The following is a 17,369-nucleotide window of genomic DNA, read 5'->3' on the forward strand; positions in this document are numbered from 1 at the left end:
ACCGGGCGAGTGCCATTGAATTTGAAGCCGAACAAGTGATCAATCAAAGGAGACAAGCGCATGTCTGACTGGGAACCGAAAATTGTCAGTTTTCTCTGCAACTGGTGCAGTTACGGTGCAGCGGATCTGGCCGGCGTCAGCCGGATGGAATATCCGCCAAATATCCGGGTAATCCGCATTCCCTGCACCGGCCGCATGAGCCCGAAGTTTGCCCTGGCGGCGCTGCGGGAGGGAGCCGACGGGGTATGGGTAAGCGGGTGACATCCCGGCGAATGCCATTACCTGGAAGGTAATTACTACGCACGTCGGAAATTCACTCTGTTTAAAAACCTGATGGAGCTTATGGGCATCGAGCCGGACCGCCTGCACTTTTCCTGGATATCTTCGGCGGAATCCACCAAGTTCGTCAAGGTGGTCAAGGAAGTAACGGATAAAGTCAAAGCCATCGGGCCCAACAACCACTTCATCAAAGATACGGCCAAGGTAGCATAACATGGTAGGATACACTGAAAAGATAAGAGCAATTGCCGGTCGACTGCTCAAGGACTGCACCGTGGAGATGGTTATCGGGTTCCGCAAGGGATCCATGCCCATGATGAACGAACCCTGCTTTGCCAAGACGCCGGATGCGGTCGACACCTTGGTGTGGGACAGCAACTGCGGCATCAACCTGGCCAATTACCTGACCAACCGCAAAGAAAAAGTGGCCGTGATCGCCAAAGGGTGCGACTCGCGCAACATCGTCACCCACATCATCGAAAACAAGATCAAGCGTGAGCAGGTTTACATCGTCGGCATCCCCTGCACAGGAATGATCGACAAACGCAGGATCACCGGCATGGTGGCGGGTGAGATTCTGGAAGTCTCCGAGACCGAAAACACCATCAAGGTCAAGACCGCCGATGCGGAAACGCTGTTGGACAAGAAGGATGTGCTGCAGCAGAATTGCGCGCTGTGCATCCACCGCAACCCGGTGATCCACGACGAGATGGTGGCCGACCCGGTCAAGGAGCAGACCGACATCGACCGGTATGCCGACATCCGCAAGATCGAGGCAATGGGCACCGAGGAAAAGTGGCAGTTTTTCGAGGACCTGCTGTCACCTTGCATCCGCTGCTACGCGTGCCGCAACGCCTGCCCGCTGTGCTACTGCCCCACCTGTTTCGTGGATGAGGCCAAACCCCAGTGGGTGGGCAAGGGCCAGGACCCCGTCGATGTGCGTACATTCCATTTTCTGCGGGCCTACCACTGCGCCGGCCGCTGTACCGACTGCGGCGCCTGTGAACGGGCCTGTCCGGTGGGCATCAACATGCGCCTGCTCACGCGCAAGCTCGAGAAAGACTGCCTGGATCAGTTCGGGTGGGAATCGGGGCTTTCCCTGGATCAGCGCCCGCCGCTGGATGTTTACAAAACCAACGATCCCGAGGACTTCATCAAATAGCTGAGGGCCCGGGTCACGGGGGCGCCGTTTCCCCGTCTGCAATTTCCTTTAAGGCTGTAAAGGGTAAAGCCATGACGCTTGTTAGAATCGATAAAAAAAAATGGGCCGAGGGACTGACGGCCGCTGCCGACGCCTACCAGCTGATCGGGCCGGTCAAGGAAAAGGATTACCATCAGTTCAGGACGCTGGAAAAGGGCGAGATGCCGGATCTGGACATGGTCAACACCCGGCTTTCTCCCAAGGCGCTGCTGTTTCCCCAGTCTGAAACGATGCTCGAATACTCATTGGACGAGGCCCGGGACGACCACCATGTCATGAAAGAGGCGGCCAGGGACGACTCGCCCCGCGCCGTCATCGGTATCCGGCCCTGCGACGCCAAGTCAACCCTGCTGGTCAAACTGAATTTCGACACCCCGGATATCAAGGATCCTTACTGGCTCACAGCCTACGAAGCCACGACCTTCGTTGGAATGGCCTGTGACCGGCCCCTGTCCACCTGCTTCTGCACCACCGCCGGCTGCGGTCCATACCACGAAGAGGGGCTGGACATCCTGGTCATGGACCAAGGGGACGCCTACCTGGCCAGGATCCTCACGGACAAGGGCAGCGCCTTTGCCGCAGCCGCCGGCTGGCAGACCTCCTCCGATGATACGGCGGCGTTTGAGGCCGGCAGACAGGCAGCCGAAAGCCGGATCGTTTCCGCGGTCAAAACCGACAATCTGGCTGACAGCGACATTCTCGACCTGCATGGGGCACCTTTCTGGGATGACGTCGCATTTTCCTGCCTGAACTGTGGCGTCTGCACGTTCTCCTGCCCAACCTGCTGGTGCTTCGACATTCAGGACGAGGTTCACGGCAAGTCCGGTGTGCGCATGAAAAACTGGGACAGCTGCATGTTCCCCATCTTCACCGTCCACACCACCGGGCACAATCCCCGGGATACCAAGACCCAGCGTGTCCGCCAACGCTTCATGCACAAACTGAAATACTTCGTGGACAAGTACGAAGCGGGCATCATGTGCGTGGGCTGCGGCCGATGCGTTCGCCAGTGTCCGGTCAATATCGACATCCGCCGGGTATGCGAACTGATGAACAGCTTCAAACCCGCAGACGCATGCGCCGTGCAGGGTTGATGGAGGGAGGAACACGTGCAGAATCCATATTTGCCCTACCCGGTCCGCATTGACGACATCACTGTCGAGGCCGAAGACAAAAGTCTGAAAACATTTAAATTCGTTTTCCTCACGGATGGCGATGAAGACAAGTTCGCTTACCAGGCCGGCCAGTTTGCCGAACTGTCCATTCCCGGCAAAGGAGAAATCCCCATCGGCATCGCCTCGTCCCCCGTTGAAAAAGGGTATGTCAAATTTACTGTCAACCGTGCCGGCGTGGTCACCACCCATCTTCACAACATGAAGGTGGGCGATATTATGGGCCTGCGGGGACCATTGGGCAACTGGTATCCATGGGAACGCCTGAAAGGGAAAAACGTCCTCATCGTCGGCGGCGGGTTTGCTTTTACCACCCTGCGCTCGTCCATCGTCTATATGCTGGATCCGGCCAACCGGCCCAAGTTCGGTAATATCGACGTGGTTTACGGCGCCCGCTCTCCGGGCATGCTGCTCTATAAAGATGAACTGGTGGAATGGGAAAAACGCGATGACATCAATATGCACATCACCGTGGATGCCACCAGCGACCCCGGCTGGAAGTACAACGTGGGCTTCGTTCCTCCCATCACGGAGCAAAAAGCACCCCAGGGAGGCGACGACACCTATGCAATCGTGTGTGGGCCGCCGATCATGATCAAGTTTACCCAGCCGGTACTGGAGAAACTGGGCTACGCCCACGACCACATCATCATGAGCCTGGAAAACCGCATGAAATGCGGGTTCGGCATGTGCGGCCGCTGCGGCATCGGCAAGGAACTAGTATGCAAGGACGGCCCAGTGTTCACCCTGGATCAGATCAACCGGACACCGAGGGAGTATTAGCCCGGTGACGGTGGACCATGCGGTTTAAAGTTGTTTTTGACCCCGGTTATTTTTGGATTTCGTATTGACATGGATGGCTTAATCCGCTATCAAACGAAGATTCCAAACAAGAACATAAACGGCAGTGTGCCGGAAATACTAACAAATTTGTAAAGGAGGATTGAGTAACATGCCGACAGTCGAATTTGGTGGAAAAACCTTCACGGTAGATGAAGACGGTTTCATTGATGACTACACCAACTGGTCAGAAGAATGGGTGCAGTACGTTAAAAAAGAAGAGGGTATTGACGAACTGAACGACGAACACAAGAAGGTCGTCGACGTGCTTCGTGAATACTATGAAAAAAACGGCATCGCCCCCATGGTCCGCGTGCTTTCCAAAGTCACCGGTTTTAAACTGAAACACATCTACGAGCTGTTCCCCTCCGGGCCTGGAAAGGGAGCATGCAAGATGGCGGGTCTTCCGAAACCCACCGGATGTGTCTAATCACACCGAGTCCTGTTATTTAAAAAAGGCTCCGCCAGTAAAAGCGGAGCCTTTTTTTTTGGGGGGGGATCGGCGGGCCGAAGCGCGAAAGCGTCTGGCCCTTGTCGAATTTAAAAAACGCCGCCATCACCGCTAAACCAAACGGCCACCGAGGGCCCCATGCGCCTTTCCGTTAAAACCCACGCACAGACGGAAATGATCGATGTAACTGCCCGGGTTCAGCAACATGTGACCGACAGTGGTATGACACAGGGCCTTTGCGTGGTCTTCGTCCCGCATACCACAGCGGGAGTCACCATCAACGAATGTGCCGACCCGGCCGTCTGCCAGGACATCCTTATGGTGCTCAATAAGATCGTGCCCTGGAAAGAGGCTTACCGCCATTTGGAAGGCAACTCCCCCGCCCACCTTAAAACCGCCATGATTGGTTCGTCGCAGACCCTGTATGTGGAAAAGAGCCGGCTGGTCCTGGGTACCTGGCAGGGAATCTTCTTCTGCGAATTTGACGGGCCCCGGAACCGCAAATTGGACGTCAGGCTGATTCGCGCATGATCAACGATATCCGTGTGGCAGTGGTGGTCTGCCGATGCCCCGTGGGGCAAGTGGCACACAACCTGGAGCGCACACGCTATTGGACGATTCAAGCCACAAAGAAAAGGGCCGCCCTTGTCTGCTTTCCCGAGATGAACCTCACCGGATACAGCCACCGGGAGACGATCGCAGAACACGCAATTACTGCCCCAGGGCCTGAAATTGAAGCCCTGGTCCGTCTGGCCGCAGAACATAACATAGCGCTGTTGGTCGGTTTTGCGGAAAAGAGAGCGGACGGAAGGCTTTGTGCGAGCCATATGGTGATCACCCCGGCAGGCCGGACCGGCGTCTACCGCAAACTGCATCTGGCCCCGCCGGAAGCGGATCTTTTCAGCCCCGGCGAAACGCTGCCGATGTTCCGCCTCTCAGGGGTCCGATTCGGCATCCAGTTGTGCTACGATGCGCATTTCCCCGAACTCTCCACGTGCATGGCAGAGGCCTCGGCCGACATGATCTTCATCCCCCACGCCTCCCCTCGTGGCCAGGCGGCGGACAAACACCAGTCGTGGATGCGCCACCTGCCCGCCCGGGCCTTCGACAACGGTCTTTTCATCGTGGCGTGCAACCAGACCGGAGACAATGGAGACGGTCTGGTTTTCCCGGGAAACGCCGTGGTCTTCTCCCCTTCCGGAACGATTATCAAAACCCGCCTGTCGGGAAACCCGGGGATGCTGGTGGCGGACCTGACGGTCGATCAGATCCGTCATGTCCGCTGTCACCGGATGCGCTATTTCTTTCCCCACCGTCGACCCGAACTCTACCGCCAAAAGCCCATATTCAACGACCTGGACCCATAACAGGACCGGCCTGCCCGTCAGACGGCCGGCATGGTCATCGACATGCCGAAACTGATTTGAGCCTGGGGAGTTGCCTGACAACGCCTACTTAACAAAGAAGACAATGCTCTCCAGTGGGGCACCGTCTTTGGAAAGCACCTCCACCATCCACTCCCCGGTCCATTCCGGCAGCAGGTTCTTTGAACTCCAGGTTCGCCAGTCACTGGTGCGCACCGGCAGCACCACCGACGCCTTCAGGGCTCCCTTGTAATACCAGTTGTGGGTGATCGTCGTCTCTCCCTGGGCGCCGTTGATCCGGGTATAGCAAAAGACCCGTTCAGTCCCCGCAGGCATCACATCGCTGGATCCCACGGGCATGCGGTCCACGACATCCCGGCAAACCACCACCTGGGCAACGGTTACCTCCTGGGCCATGGCCATGGTGACAAAAAACAGCGTCATTGAAAGAAAGATGCAAAAGGTGAAAAAGCGCCGGGTGCTCATCAGTTTCTCCTGTTCAAAAAGGGTGGCCGGTTAACGTTCACGATTCGATCCGTCTGTTTTCCTTTGCGGTGGGCTCCAGCACCAACGCATAGTTCCCCTTTTCTTTAACCAGCTTGAGGTCAAACATCTTGATGGTGTCGGTCAGCGGGCGGCCGAAGATAAAATCCAGCATCCCGGCATCCAACCGGCCCTTTTCCACTGCCAGCCGGCGGACATGGGAATCGAACCTGAGCGTCTCGAGTATGGCGGCTTCCTGTTTTGGCCGCCGCCCATGGCTGCCCTCTCGCACCCATGCATCCAGGCTTGCATAGCTGCACCGCTGTTCATGGTCTTCGACCAGGTCCCACAACCCCTGGATGCTCGACAGCAGGTCCTGCCGCGTCAGCCGGTCGGTTGCGTAGACCCTTTCGATCCACCGGGTGTCACGGCAGTTCAATGCCCGGCATTCGAGCGGCCGGTATTCGTAGATGCTGCACCCGCGGCCTGCCTTTTCGTAAAACCGACAGGTCCAGCCACCGGACCGGCCCTTGATTTTGACGATCTCCCGGGGCAGTGCCGCCAGGATGTCCCGGACATTGTCCCATGCCAGCTCTCCCTGCCGGATAGTAACCAGGCACCGGCCGGGGATCTGGCCGCTTTCCACCAGGGGCAGATCCTCACGGTGCAGGGACGGTCCCCCCTTTTGGCAGCAGGTGCCGCAACGTTTGCAGGAATCGCCGGCTCTCTCAGGCTTGATATCCTCGGCCACGCAACCTTCTCCTAAAGCTTTGCATCGCAGGTTCGGGACAGGCCGACCCACTGCCTCAGATCTTCAACCACCAGGTATAGGCAGGGCACCAGGAGCAGGGAGATCACCGTGGCGAAAAGGATGCCGAAACCCAGCGAGATGGCCATGGGGATGAGGAAACGCGCCTGACGGGATGTTTCGAAAATCATTGGCGCCAGGCCACCGAAAGTGGTCAGCGTGGTGAGCAATATGGGGCGGAAGCGATGGATACCGGCATGGTGGATGGCACCGTGGCAGCCTTCTCCGCTTTGCCGACTCCGGTTGGCAAAATCAATTAGCACCAGCGAATCATTGATTACCACGCCGGAAAGTGCCACCACACCGAACATGCTCATCACGCTCAGGCTGTACCCCATGATCAGATGGCCAATCACCGCCCCGACAATTCCAAAGGGAATCGAGATCATAATGATCAGCGGTTGAATGAAACTGTTGAACGGTATGGCCAGCAAGGCGTAGATCACCAGCAGCGCCATAATCAGGCCCCGCATCAGGCTCTGCATGCTTTCGCGCCGTTCTGCCTGATTGCCCTCAAAACTGTATGTCAGCCCCGGATATTTTTCCTGAAGGGCCGGAAGGCTGTCCCCGACGAGGGACCCGAGCACCTGATCAGCCTGGCTGCGGGGATTGACATCAGCGGTCACGGTGATCACCCGGCGGCCGTTGCGCCGGTCGATGGATGTGTAGGCCCGGCCCCGATTGATATCCACCGCTTCCAGCAACGGGATTTCCTTGCCCGCAGGCGTGCGCAGGATCATCTCCTCCAGGTTGTGTTCGGAAACCCGCTCCGTTTTTGGCAGTCGAACCATGACCGTCACTTCGTTGCGTCCGCGCTGCTGGCGCAGGGCTTCGGTACCATAGTAAGCGTGGCGGAGTTGTCGGGCCACATCCTGTGCACTGAGTCCCATACTTCTGGCTTCCGGCCGGATCTTGAAGTCGATCTGCTGTTTTCCCGGAGAGTAGCCATCGTCGATGTCCGTTACCGTGGGGAAAAACCCCAGCGATTCGGCCACATCGGCGCTGGCCAGGGCCAGGGTCTCCACATTGCGGTGGCTCAGCTCGACGGCAATGGCGGCGCCTCGCCCCGGACCGCCCGCATCGGATTCAAATTTGAGGGACTCCAACCCGGCGATGGGCCCGACCCGCTCGCGCCACAAGGCTGTCAACCGGGCCGTGGATAAGGGTCGGACGTCCGGCGGGGTCAAATAAATGAGCACTTCTGCCCGGTTGCCGTTGATTTCAGCAAAGATCCCCTCGACCAGCTTTTGGCCACCCTGTTCGGCAGTCACCTGCTGGGCGGCTTCCACCAGGATCTTCTGGACGGCCTCGGTTTTCTGAACGGCGGAGCCGTAGGGCAGCACCGCGGTGACCATGGCATAATCGGATTCAATCTTGGGAAACAGCTCGAACCCCATGCGGCCGCTTTGCACATAACTGATCGTGAGCATCAACGCTATTATTCCGATGCTGATGGCGATGTAGCGATGGCCCAGGGCAAGATCGAGCAGGGGACCGTAACGCGTTCGAACCAGATGGGAAAACCGGGTGCTGAAACGCTGCTGCTGGTGCAGCACCCAGCCGAAGAGCCCGGCCTCCGAACGGGGCTTACGATGGCCGATGTGAGCCGGCAGGATAAATAGGCTCTCGATGAGGGAAACGGCGAATACGGCCACCACCACCACTGGAATCTGCCGAAACACCTTGCCCATGATACCGGAGACGAAAAATAGCGGGGCAAAAGCCACAATGTTGGTCAGCACACTGAAGGTCACCGGCATGGCAATCTCGCGGGTGCCGGTCACCGCCGCCTGAAGCCAGGGCAAGCCCGCCTGGCGGTGGTTGTACATGTTCTCCCCAGCGACGATGGCGTCATCCACCACGATGCCCAGAGTGATGATGAAGGCAAACATGGACATGATGTTGATGCTCACCCCGGCCGCCGGCAGAAAAAAAAGGGATCCGAGGATGGAGATGGGAATGCCCAGGCTGACCCAAAAAGCCAGGCGCGGTTCGAGGAAGATGGCCAGTAGAATGAACACCAAGGCAAGCCCGAAATAGCCGTTGCGCAACATCAGATCCATACGCTGGCGGTAAATATCACTGCGGTCGTTGCGGGCCACCAGATCGATGCCCGGCGGCAGGTCCGGCCGAATAAGGGCCACTTTTTCCCGGACGGCTGCCGAAACCTCGAGCGGAGTCTGATCCCCGATGCGATAGACGTTGATGAGAATGGCCCGCTGCCCGTTGTAGGTCGCAAAGCTGTCCGTCTCCTCGAACCCATCTGCCACCTCGGCAATTTCTGCCAGCATGACCTGGGTGCCGTCGTTGGTGGTGATGATGGGAATACGGCCGAACTCAGGCCCGAATTCCCGTCTTTCGGTCATGCGCACCAGCACGTCGCCGCTGTCGGTTTTGATTGATCCCCCGGGAAGCTCCACGGCCGCCCGCCGGATGGTCTGGGCAATCTGTTCCAGGGTCAAACCGTAGGTCCGCAGCTTGGCCTGGGGCACTGAAATACTGATTTCATAGTCCCGAATTCCGGAAAGATCCACCTGGGTAATGCCCGGATCCTGCAGCAGACGATCGCGAACCATCTCCGCTGTCTCACGCAAAATGGGTTCTCCCTGATCGCCGAAAAGTGCCAGAGAGACCACATACCGTTTCCGCTGGGCAACGGTTACCCGGGCGTCCTCGGCCTCGTCGGGAAAAGAGGTGATCCGGTCGATTGCATTTTGAATATCCTGGGCCACCCGCTGTGTATTTTTGCCTTCAACCACCTCGACCGTCACGCTGCCGGCGCCTTCATTGGCCACCGCGGTCACTTGCTTGATGCCGTCAAGGCCCTGAACGGCCTCTTCGATGGCCAGGATAATGCCCCGTTCGACTTCCTCGGGACTGGCACCGGGATAGGCCATGGAGATGGTCACATAATCCAGCTCAAAGTCGGGAAAGACTTCCTTTTTGATTTGACCGGCAAAAATAAGCCCCCCCACCAGAAAAACCACCATCAGCAGGTTGGCAGCCACCGTATGCCCGGCCATCCAGGAGATGGGGCCGAACTGACGCCGATCGCCATCCGGGGCAGGATTCGGGTTTATCTTATCCATCTGCTTTTACGGTATTTTTAATTTTTGATGCGGTTTTATCCGCCGGCCCTTCATCGCTGTCCCTCAGCGGCAGCCCGTCGACCGGTGCGGAGAGGTCCGAAACAATCAGCCGCTGGCCTGGAACGAGGCCGTTTTTCATGAGCACATAGTCGGCATCGCGCCAGACGGTCTCCACCGGCATGATCTTGAGGGTATCATCGTCGGAAAGTATCCAGATTGTGCTGTTGTCACGCAGGGCGCTTCTGGGAATACGATAGACATCCGTCAGGCGCTGTCCCTTAATTTCAACGCGGACGTACTCACCGATCAACAGCGGGGGCACAGGGTCCCCGGTCTTGGATTGCAGTACCAGCGGGTCCCGGACGGACACCAGGATACGGGCCATGCGCCCTTCCGTTTCCAGATCACTCAACAGCCGATACACGGTTCCCGGCCGCTGATTTCCACGATAGGAGACATTGACGTCGGGGCCTTTCTCTGCACGGGTCTTGGGAATCTGGATCCATGCCAGCCGTTCCACAGGAAGCGACACCTGGATCCAGTATTCATCGGTACCCACCAGCTGGGCCAATGCATCCTGGGTTGATACCTGTGAGCCCACGTTCACGTGGGTGCTGCGAACAATGGCATTGAAAGGGGCATAAATATCGGTTCGTGACAGGTCCAGGCGAGCCTGTTCGAGGTCTGCGCGGGCAGCGGCCAGATCCGATCGGGCTTTGGCCAGATGCGGCTTGCGCAGGGCCAACTCCTCCTCCTGGGCATCGGCCCTGCGCTCGGGATAGAGCAACGACCATTCCTGCCGGGCCACATCCTGGTATCCCATCTCGACCTTGAGCTCGTAATCAGCTTCAACCACGGCGCTTTCCCTGCGGGCAATGGCCAGCTGGTAATCCTTGTCATCAATTTTAAGCACCTTTTCACCGGCGCGGATAAACCCGCCCTCGACAAATTCCGGATGGACGAATTGAATCTCTCCGGACACCCGGGTCTTCAAGGTTATCTCTTTGGCCGGAATAACCGACCCCATGGCCGCCACCGAAACCTGGTGCGTATCCGGCAGCAGTGGTTGGGTTTCCACCAGGGCAACCGCACGCTCCGGCGGCCGCTTCTGGGCACGGGGAGCAGTCTTTTTGATGTAACTGGCTCCGGCGACACCCATCACGATTATCATGGTGCAGCCAATCAGTGTCCGCACCCAGGATTTGCCTTTGGCTGGCACAGGTTCGGTTTTTTTGGAATCAAAATCAATGTTTTCGTTCATCTCACCCTATCCTCGGCGCTGGTCACCCATGGATGCCCCCGGAGTATCGGCACGATCGATCCACCCACCACCAAGCGCCCGGTGCAGGCCGATGCGATATCGAACCAGAGCTTCCCGCTGCCGAATCAAATCCCTTTCGAGATCCTGGACGGCGATGAGTTGGGTAAGCACCGGCAGATAGTCGCTCAATCCCCGACGGTAACGCTGGATGGCCTCTTCAAGGCCTCTGCGGGCCGCCGCCATTACCGATTCAAGCCCGTGGATGTGCTCGCGCTGGCGGGTCTCGCTCTCCAGGGCGTCTTCCACCTCCTTGACGGCCGTCAATACAGTCTGTCGGTAGGTCCAGAGGTTTTCATCGGCCTGTGCCCGGGCCCGGTCAACCTCCGCCGCCCGCCGTCCGCCGTCGAAAATGGGTGCCGTCAGATTGGCCGCCAGGTTCAACAGCCAGGTATCGAAAAGGAGATCCATGTCGCTGGTGCCGTATTGGGCACCCGCACTAAAACGGAGCGCCGGCAGACGATTGGCCCGGGCCGCTGCCACCTGCCATTCGGCAGCCTTCAGGCGACTGCCGGCAGCCCTCACATCCGGCCGGTTGGCCAGAAGATCGGCAGGCAGACCTAGCCCCGGGAGTTGATCGACTACCGGTATCTGCGTCTGAATCAGACCCAGATCCGCCCTGGGCGGCCGGCCCAGCAGTACGGCAAGTTCGTGCATCAGCAATTGGCTTTCGGCTTCCACCAGCGGAAGCCTCGCACGCACACTCTCCACCACCTGCTTCTGCTGGTAGACATCCAGAGCCGAAACCATGGCTTTTCGAAAACGCAGTTCGATCAACTCCAGAAACGTTAAATTGTTTTTGAGCTGCTTGTCCAGAAGCTGCATCTGCAAGCGCTGGGAGACAATTTGCACCCAGCGGTCGGCCACCTCGGCCGCAAGGGTCACCCTGGCCGTTGAAAGGTCGTCTTCCCTTGCGTTCACCCCGAACAACGCCGCTTCCCGTTGGCTCCTGAGGCGGCCCCAAAGGTCCAGCTCGTAGCTGCTGACCAGGCCCAAGGCATAGCTGTCCCTGCCTGCGGAACTGCCCGACGTGTTTTCCGAACGAAGTCGGGTATAATCGGCCGATCCGGTTGCTTCCAATTCCGGATATAGGCCGGCACCCGCCTGAATGGCCAGCGACCTGGCCTGCTGCAGCCTGGCCCAGGCCTCTTTCAGCGTAAAGTTGTCCGCAAGCGCGGTGAGAATTAACCGGTTCAGTTCCGGTGCACCGACGGATACCCACCAGGGCGATGAAAGATCGGGTTCCTGGCCATACAGGGAATAGGCATCGGGAAGTTCACCTGCCGCACCCGGCATCAACCTCGGTTCAAAAGGGCTGCATGAAAACAGCACCGAAATACTGAAAAACAAAAGGAGATGCTGTCGAAAAAGGTCTTTCATGGGCTAACCGGGTTCACCTCCAAATCCAATTGCAGACCAAAAAATAATATGGCCCTCGGGACCGGCCTGTTGGTTCGGCTGCCGCTGCGCTGCAGCCCACCGTGGCTGGATCGACAAGACAGCCACAATTTAACACCTGTGCCCTGGCCCGTTTCTGTCCTGCCATATTTGACAAGATAATCCTGGATTGGTTTGTCACAAGGTTCAAGGCACCTGTTTCTACCACCCCGGAGTCGGCGAAACAAGCGCAAAACGCCTGACGCCCAGGGTGGTCGCATCACGATTGGATTGGGGTGTGCGATTATTTTTAACATTGTCATTTGCGGTGACTTTTATATAATTGGCCGGAAGGGAGCATACGATGAAAGAATTGATCATCACTATCGTGCGGTCATTGGTTGACAAGCCTGAACAGGTTGCCGTGGCGGAAGTGGAGGGAAAGCAAACCACCGTTTTGGAACTCACGGTGGCCAGAGAGGATCTGGGCAAGGTCATCGGCAAGCAGGGCAGAACGGCCCAGGCAATGCGGACCATTTTGAGTGCCGTGTCCTCAAAGATAAAAAAACGCACGGTGCTTGAAATCATCGAGTAGGGGCGTCGCCGCAGCCATCTGCCGGGCACGTGCGTGAATCAAAGGAGATCCTCCGACTCCGCTGCAAGCGCTGACATCAAGGCAGCCGCGCCTGCTCCGGTCCGATCATCCCTGAACGTATTACGTGCCTTTTCCCTGGTCTTCAACGCCTTGACGGGTTCATCGCCGGTCCTGAATCATGCGTTCAATCTGCCCGGCGGTGAGCGGCAGCGGATTATTTTTATTGGACGCCGCGTGAACGAGAATATCGACCCTGTCCGGGGTCAGACCAAATTGTCCCAGCCGGGGAATCTGCAGCTGATCCAGCCATCGGTAGAGGCTGTCTACCAGATGACGACAGCAGTCCATGCGATCTTCAAACCTGGCACCGAACAGTTTACCGATGCGGGCAAACTTGGCGAGGGTATGGTCGGCTTGTGCCGTGTGCATGCCAGCCAGATTGCCGACGGTGGCCCCCACGGCAAAGGGCAACAAGTTGGCGCAGGCGACGCCATGGGGAATGGCGATCAGACCCCCCATGGGACCGGCCACCCCGTGGACCACGCCCAAACCGGCATTGGCCAGGGTAACGCCGGAAAGAAACGCCCCGTAGGCTGCGGCACCGCGGCAGCCGATATCGGAAGCACCTTTTCCACAGGCTTCGGGAAGGGCCGGGATCAGCTGACGCATGCCTTCCAGAGCCAGGGCGTCAGAGAGCGGTGACGCCTGGGTGGAGACATAGGCTTCGATCAGCTGGGTCAGGGCATCCATTCCGCAGGCCGCCGTCACCGGAGGTGGGGCGGAGAGACACAAGCTGGGGTCAAGCATCGCCAGCCTGGGGATGTAGTTGTCGTGCCGCAGGGATTTTTTAAACCCGTTGGCCCCCACCTGGGAAATCACCGCATTCTTGGTGGCCTCGCTGCCGGTCCCCGAGGTAGTGGGCACGGCCACCAGCGGGATGGATTGCCCCGTAGGATGGCGTCTGCCGACCCCTTCCAGGTAATCCATGACCGATCCACTCTCTTTAAGCATGGCCGCAATGGCTTTTCCCGCATCTATTACGCTGCCGCCGCCCACGGCCAGAACCACATCGACGGTCTTGCCGCTCAGATCAGTTACCGCCGCATCCACCATGGCTGGCGACGGCTCACCGGCAATTCGGCATTGCGCCACGTGAACACCGGCGGTTTCAAGATTCTCCAGCAGCAGGGCCAGGTACCCGGATCGCTCAAGGGCGCCCATGCCGGTCACCAGAAGTGCGTTTCCGCCGAACGATGCCGCGATGGCGCCCAGCTTACAATGGCTTCCTGCACCGAAGATCAGCCTGGGCATGGGGCTGAATGAGAATAGCTGCTGCACAATGGGCCTCATACCATAAGATGACGTCGGCATGGGTCGAAAACAGAAACCAAGCGCAGGCCCTTGATCACCAGCAGGGCCGGCGCAACGACCGGCCGATTTTTCCAGTCGATTTTACCGGAGACCGGAGCGCTGAGCATGCTCTCCACTTTTCAGGCATGCAGGTCACGAATAAAGCTGCCCAGCGCGGCAATGCCCCGGTCTTCAACCAGCTGCAACGCCTGGGTGCCGATGACGGCAATATCGGCCTTACCCCTGAGAAACGCAATATCGGATTTCTCCTTTACGCCGAACCCAAGCGCCAGCGGCAAATGCGTGGCCGCCCGGCAGCGCGCCAGGTAATCGCCGATCCGCCGGGAGAACGCCGTCCGGTCACCGGTGACCCCCTTGCGGGCCACACAATAGACAAAACCATCGGCCACCCCGGCAATCGCGCCCATGCGCGCATCGGATGTGGTCGGCGAGAATATAAAGATGGGGGACAATGCGTTGCGGCCCATGGCGTTGAGATAGTCACCGGCCTCCTCCGGAGGCAGGTCGGGAATAATCGCCCCCTTGAGGTTGGCTGACTTCATGTGGTCGGCGAACCGGTCGACGCCGTATTTGAAGACAACGTTGTAATAGGTCATATACAGAAAGGGGATCGTAAATGTTCGGGCTGCCTCCCGACCGAAATCCAGGCACTGGTCCACCTTCACGCCATTGGCCAGGGCGGCCTGGCTGGCTTTTAAAATCACCGGACCGTCGGCGATAGGCTCGGAAAAGGGAATCTGCAGCTCCATCAGGTCCACACCGGCCGCGACCATGGTTCGCACGATCTCGAGGGAATCGTTGAGGGACGGGTAGCCGATGACGATATGGGTCATCAGCAGAATCTGTTTCTCTTTGAGCCGCGAACGGATATAGGATTCAAGCATGATAGCGTTTGGCCTTGTCTAGGATGAATTGTTTCCATTTGGGGTCATCGAAGGCATCCGCGATAGTAAAGATGTCTTTGTCCCCCCGGCCGGACTGATTGATCAGGATGATGTCGTCGGCAGACATCTCCGGCGCCTCCTTGAAGGCACGGGCAAAGGCATGGGCCGATTCCAGCGCCGGGATGACGCCCTCCTTTTTCATGGTCAGGGAAAGCGCATCGATCACCTCCACGTCCGTTGCCCCTTCAAAGCGCACCCGTCCGCTGACCTTCAGATGCGACAGGATCGGAGAAACACCGACATAGTCCAGGCCGGCGGCGATCGAATGGGTCTCTCTCATCTGGCCGTCTTCATCCTGCAGGAAATAGGTCTTGTACCCCTGGGCCACACCTACACTGGCGTCAGCGGAGCAGAGTCGCGAGGCATGTTCACCTGAATCCAGGCCCCGGCCGGCGGCTTCCACACCCACCAGCTCGACGTCGTCATCAAAGAATCCGCTGAAAACGCCCAAGGCGTTGGACCCGCCGCCCACGCAGGCGAATACCCGTGAAGGCAGCCGACCTTCCCTTTCCAGAAACTGCCGGCGGGCCTCCCTGCCGATAATGGACTGAAACCAGGCGACCATCTCCGGAAACGGATGGGGTCCGCAGGCGGTGCCCAGCACGTAATGGGTGGAATCCATATGGGTCACCCAGTCACGGAACGCCTCGTTGATGGCGTCTTTCAAAATCCGTGTACCGTCGGTCACCGGCACGACGGTGGCGCCCAGCTGTTCCATCCAGAAGACATTGGGCCGCTGGCGCGCAACGTCCACCTCTCCCATGTAGATGGTGCATTCAAAGCCGAATCGGGCTGCCATGGTGGCCGTGGCCACCCCGTGCTGGCCGGCCCCGGTCTCGGCAATCACCCGGGTCTTGCCCATGCGGTCGACCAACAGGCCCTGCCCCATTACATTGTTGGCCTTGTGGGCGCCGGTGTGGTTAAGGTCCTCACGCTTGATGAAAATCCGGGCACCGCCGAAGTGGCGGGTCAGATTCTGTGCAAAGGTGATCGGGGTGGGCCGGCAAGAGTAGCTGGCCATCAGCCGTTCGTATTCCTGCCAGAAGGCTGGATCATTGCGGGCGTCGGTATACACCCGCTCCAGTTCATCGAAGGTGGCGACCAGGATCTCGGGCAGGAACGCCCCGCCGAAATTGCCGAAATAGCCCCGCTTACGCATGGTTCAGTCCTCCGATCTGCTGGGAAAAGACAAAGGTCTCCGTGTTGCAGGTCAGCACCGAGAAAACGGCGTTGTCCGCCTGCTTGAAATTCAGAAACCGGTTGACTATCAGCAGTGGTGTGTCTGCTTTGACCTCCATGAGTGCCGCTTTTCTGGAATTGAGGCAGCCGATGCAAAACGTCTGCCGTCCACTTGTCGGTCGCATGTAAAAGCGGGTTTCAACCACCTGGGACAAGGACCGTCCGGCAAGCTCAATCGATTCTATGCCCCTAAACATTACCGGATGGAGATAGATCTCCTCCATCAGCACCGGTGCCCCGTCTACCCGGTTCAGTCTGGAGAGCCGAAAGGCCTCGCCGCCAGCAAAGGGATTCTTTGCATCAACCGCGACCTTGATCCGCCGCGGTCGCTGAAGCAGCTGGACATCCACGGCGATCCCCTTCTTGTGAAAGGCCGCGCTGGTTCCGGCAAGGGAGAAAAGGTCGATTTCCTGCTGCGGGGTCCGCACATAAGTCCCCGACCCCCGCTGCCGCGACAGCAGGCGTTGGCGCACCAGCACATCGATGGCCTGCCGGACCGTGGGACGACCGATTCCGTAATCTTTGGCCAGCCGGGGTTCCGACGGAATCCGGGCCCCCGGCGGGTATTCGCCGGAACGGATGCCTTCCCCGAGGATCTCGGCCAGCTGGCGGTACAAGGGAATGGGTGATTGCGTGTTGAGCATGATTCGAAGCATCCCGGCCTAAAATTTCATCGCGTCGTGTCAGATACATCTGCCATCTATTTGTTAAGTTGTCAATACAAATTGACACGGTTTGTCAGGGCACCTTGCCGGAACCTTCGAGAAAACGTCCTGGATCCTTGACGGTTCACCAGGGATTGCCTATGATGATTTCCGGTTGCAGATCCCGTCACTCG

Annotated in this window: 17 protein-coding genes; 8 read left to right on the forward strand and 9 right to left on the reverse strand. The window is 58.4% G+C overall.

The annotated features are described in order from the left end of the window. The first annotated feature begins 60 nt into the window (after nucleotides 1-60). The 7 genes from R6V78_RS12590 to R6V78_RS12620 all read left to right on the forward strand — a co-directional run bounded on the left by R6V78_RS12590 (nucleotide 61) and on the right by R6V78_RS12620 (nucleotide 5,310). Complete coding sequence (locus tag R6V78_RS12590; protein ID WP_410289712.1) at nucleotides 61-492, forward strand: hydrogenase iron-sulfur subunit; 432 nt, start codon at nucleotides 61-63, stop codon at nucleotides 490-492. A gap of 1 nt (nucleotide 493) precedes the next feature. Next, entirely contained in the window at nucleotides 494-1,441 is a 948-nt protein-coding gene (locus R6V78_RS12595) for a 4Fe-4S dicluster domain-containing protein (RefSeq protein WP_410289713.1), read from the forward strand. A 71-nt stretch (nucleotides 1,442-1,512) separates the two neighbouring features. Continuing rightward, the gene (locus R6V78_RS12600; RefSeq protein WP_410289714.1) at nucleotides 1,513-2,574 is read left to right on the forward strand and encodes a 4Fe-4S dicluster domain-containing protein; all 1,062 of its coding nucleotides are present in this window, start codon (nucleotides 1,513-1,515) and stop codon (nucleotides 2,572-2,574) included. 15 nt (nucleotides 2,575-2,589) lie between these two features. Continuing rightward, a complete protein-coding gene (locus R6V78_RS12605; protein ID WP_410289715.1) occupies nucleotides 2,590-3,435 on the forward strand; it encodes an FAD/NAD(P)-binding protein in 846 nt (281 codons plus the stop codon). A 169-nt stretch (nucleotides 3,436-3,604) separates the two neighbouring features. Beyond that, nucleotides 3,605-3,922 carry a TusE/DsrC/DsvC family sulfur relay protein gene (locus R6V78_RS12610; protein WP_410289716.1) on the forward strand — a complete coding sequence of 106 codons (318 nt, stop codon included), beginning with the start codon at nucleotides 3,605-3,607 and terminating at the stop codon, nucleotides 3,920-3,922. Between the two features lie 159 nt (nucleotides 3,923-4,081). Continuing rightward, a complete protein-coding gene (locus tag R6V78_RS12615) occupies nucleotides 4,082-4,474 on the forward strand; it encodes a secondary thiamine-phosphate synthase enzyme YjbQ (protein ID WP_410289717.1) in 393 nt (130 codons plus the stop codon). Further along, a complete protein-coding gene (locus R6V78_RS12620) occupies nucleotides 4,471-5,310 on the forward strand; it encodes a nitrilase-related carbon-nitrogen hydrolase (RefSeq protein WP_410289718.1) in 840 nt (279 codons plus the stop codon). The genes R6V78_RS12615 and R6V78_RS12620 overlap by 4 nt, the downstream gene beginning before the upstream one ends. 84 nt (nucleotides 5,311-5,394) lie before the next feature. Here R6V78_RS12620 and R6V78_RS12625 read toward each other — a convergent pair whose 3' ends face one another. Genes R6V78_RS12625 through R6V78_RS12645 form a run of 5 tightly spaced genes read right to left on the reverse strand, consistent with a single transcriptional unit; the run spans nucleotide 5,395 to nucleotide 12,385 of the window. Then, nucleotides 5,395-5,793 carry a DUF2914 domain-containing protein gene (locus R6V78_RS12625; RefSeq protein ID WP_410289719.1) on the reverse strand — a complete coding sequence of 133 codons (399 nt, stop codon included), beginning with the start codon at nucleotides 5,791-5,793 and terminating at the stop codon, nucleotides 5,395-5,397. Between the two features lie 37 nt (nucleotides 5,794-5,830). After that, the gene (locus R6V78_RS12630) at nucleotides 5,831-6,541 is read right to left on the reverse strand and encodes a YkgJ family cysteine cluster protein (protein WP_410289720.1); all 711 of its coding nucleotides are present in this window, start codon (nucleotides 6,539-6,541) and stop codon (nucleotides 5,831-5,833) included. An 11-nt stretch (nucleotides 6,542-6,552) separates the two neighbouring features. Continuing rightward, nucleotides 6,553-9,687 (reverse strand): efflux RND transporter permease subunit, encoded by a 3,135-nt coding sequence (locus R6V78_RS12635; protein WP_410289721.1) that lies wholly within the window; start codon nucleotides 9,685-9,687, stop codon nucleotides 6,553-6,555. After that, nucleotides 9,680-10,948 (reverse strand): efflux RND transporter periplasmic adaptor subunit, encoded by a 1,269-nt coding sequence (locus R6V78_RS12640; RefSeq protein ID WP_410289722.1) that lies wholly within the window; start codon nucleotides 10,946-10,948, stop codon nucleotides 9,680-9,682. Before R6V78_RS12640 ends, R6V78_RS12635 begins: the two co-directional genes overlap by 8 nt. A gap of 6 nt (nucleotides 10,949-10,954) precedes the next feature. Beyond that, the gene (locus R6V78_RS12645; protein ID WP_410289723.1) at nucleotides 10,955-12,385 is read right to left on the reverse strand and encodes an efflux transporter outer membrane subunit; all 1,431 of its coding nucleotides are present in this window, start codon (nucleotides 12,383-12,385) and stop codon (nucleotides 10,955-10,957) included. Between the two features lie 361 nt (nucleotides 12,386-12,746). Here R6V78_RS12645 and R6V78_RS12650 point away from each other — a divergent pair, with 361 nt between their 5' ends. Beyond that, on the forward strand, nucleotides 12,747-12,977 hold the full coding sequence (locus R6V78_RS12650) for a KH domain-containing protein (protein WP_410289724.1): 231 nt from the start codon (nucleotides 12,747-12,749) through the stop codon (nucleotides 12,975-12,977). A 159-nt stretch (nucleotides 12,978-13,136) separates the two neighbouring features. On the opposite strand, the gene R6V78_RS12655 is transcribed toward R6V78_RS12650, so the two are convergent. The 4 genes from R6V78_RS12655 to R6V78_RS12670 all read right to left on the reverse strand — a co-directional run bounded on the left by R6V78_RS12655 (nucleotide 13,137) and on the right by R6V78_RS12670 (nucleotide 17,175). Further along, nucleotides 13,137-14,315 carry an iron-containing alcohol dehydrogenase gene (locus tag R6V78_RS12655; RefSeq protein ID WP_410289725.1) on the reverse strand — a complete coding sequence of 393 codons (1,179 nt, stop codon included), beginning with the start codon at nucleotides 14,313-14,315 and terminating at the stop codon, nucleotides 13,137-13,139. A gap of 152 nt (nucleotides 14,316-14,467) precedes the next feature. Next, complete coding sequence (gene trpA / locus R6V78_RS12660) at nucleotides 14,468-15,232, reverse strand: tryptophan synthase subunit alpha (RefSeq protein ID WP_410289726.1); 765 nt, start codon at nucleotides 15,230-15,232, stop codon at nucleotides 14,468-14,470. After that, nucleotides 15,225-16,451, reverse strand: coding sequence for a tryptophan synthase subunit beta (trpB, locus tag R6V78_RS12665; RefSeq protein WP_410289727.1), 1,227 nt, complete (start codon nucleotides 16,449-16,451; stop codon nucleotides 15,225-15,227). Before trpB ends, trpA begins: the two co-directional genes overlap by 8 nt. After that, nucleotides 16,444-17,175, reverse strand: coding sequence for a GntR family transcriptional regulator (locus R6V78_RS12670; RefSeq protein WP_410289728.1), 732 nt, complete (start codon nucleotides 17,173-17,175; stop codon nucleotides 16,444-16,446). The genes trpB and R6V78_RS12670 overlap by 8 nt, the downstream gene beginning before the upstream one ends. Nucleotides 17,176-17,369 lie beyond the last annotated feature (194 nt).

Origin of the sequence: Desulfosarcina sp., from assembly GCF_046496365.1 — a bacterium.
Classification (GTDB): Bacteria; Desulfobacterota; Desulfobacteria; order Desulfobacterales; family Desulfosarcinaceae; genus Desulfosarcina.

Coding starts and splice junctions, on each gene's coding strand:
- R6V78_RS12610 (WP_410289716.1), top strand. CDS start 3,605: ATGCCGACAGTCGAATTTGGTGGAAAAACCTTCACGGTAGATGAAGAC.
- R6V78_RS12650 (WP_410289724.1), top strand. CDS start 12,747: ATGAAAGAATTGATCATCACTATCGTGCGGTCATTGGTTGACAAGCCT.
- R6V78_RS12600 (WP_410289714.1), top strand. CDS start 1,513: ATGACGCTTGTTAGAATCGATAAAAAAAAATGGGCCGAGGGACTGACG.
- R6V78_RS12620 (WP_410289718.1), top strand. CDS start 4,471: ATGATCAACGATATCCGTGTGGCAGTGGTGGTCTGCCGATGCCCCGTG.
- R6V78_RS12645 (WP_410289723.1), bottom strand. CDS start 12,385: ATGAAAGACCTTTTTCGACAGCATCTCCTTTTGTTTTTCAGTATTTCG.
- R6V78_RS12595 (WP_410289713.1), top strand. CDS start 494: ATGGTAGGATACACTGAAAAGATAAGAGCAATTGCCGGTCGACTGCTC.
- trpA (WP_410289726.1), bottom strand. CDS start 15,232: ATGCTTGAATCCTATATCCGTTCGCGGCTCAAAGAGAAACAGATTCTG.
- R6V78_RS12615 (WP_410289717.1), top strand. CDS start 4,082: ATGCGCCTTTCCGTTAAAACCCACGCACAGACGGAAATGATCGATGTA.
- R6V78_RS12635 (WP_410289721.1), bottom strand. CDS start 9,687: ATGGATAAGATAAACCCGAATCCTGCCCCGGATGGCGATCGGCGTCAG.
- R6V78_RS12625 (WP_410289719.1), bottom strand. CDS start 5,793: ATGAGCACCCGGCGCTTTTTCACCTTTTGCATCTTTCTTTCAATGACG.
- trpB (WP_410289727.1), bottom strand. CDS start 16,451: ATGCGTAAGCGGGGCTATTTCGGCAATTTCGGCGGGGCGTTCCTGCCC.
- R6V78_RS12670 (WP_410289728.1), bottom strand. CDS start 17,175: ATGCTCAACACGCAATCACCCATTCCCTTGTACCGCCAGCTGGCCGAG.
- R6V78_RS12640 (WP_410289722.1), bottom strand. CDS start 10,948: ATGAACGAAAACATTGATTTTGATTCCAAAAAAACCGAACCTGTGCCA.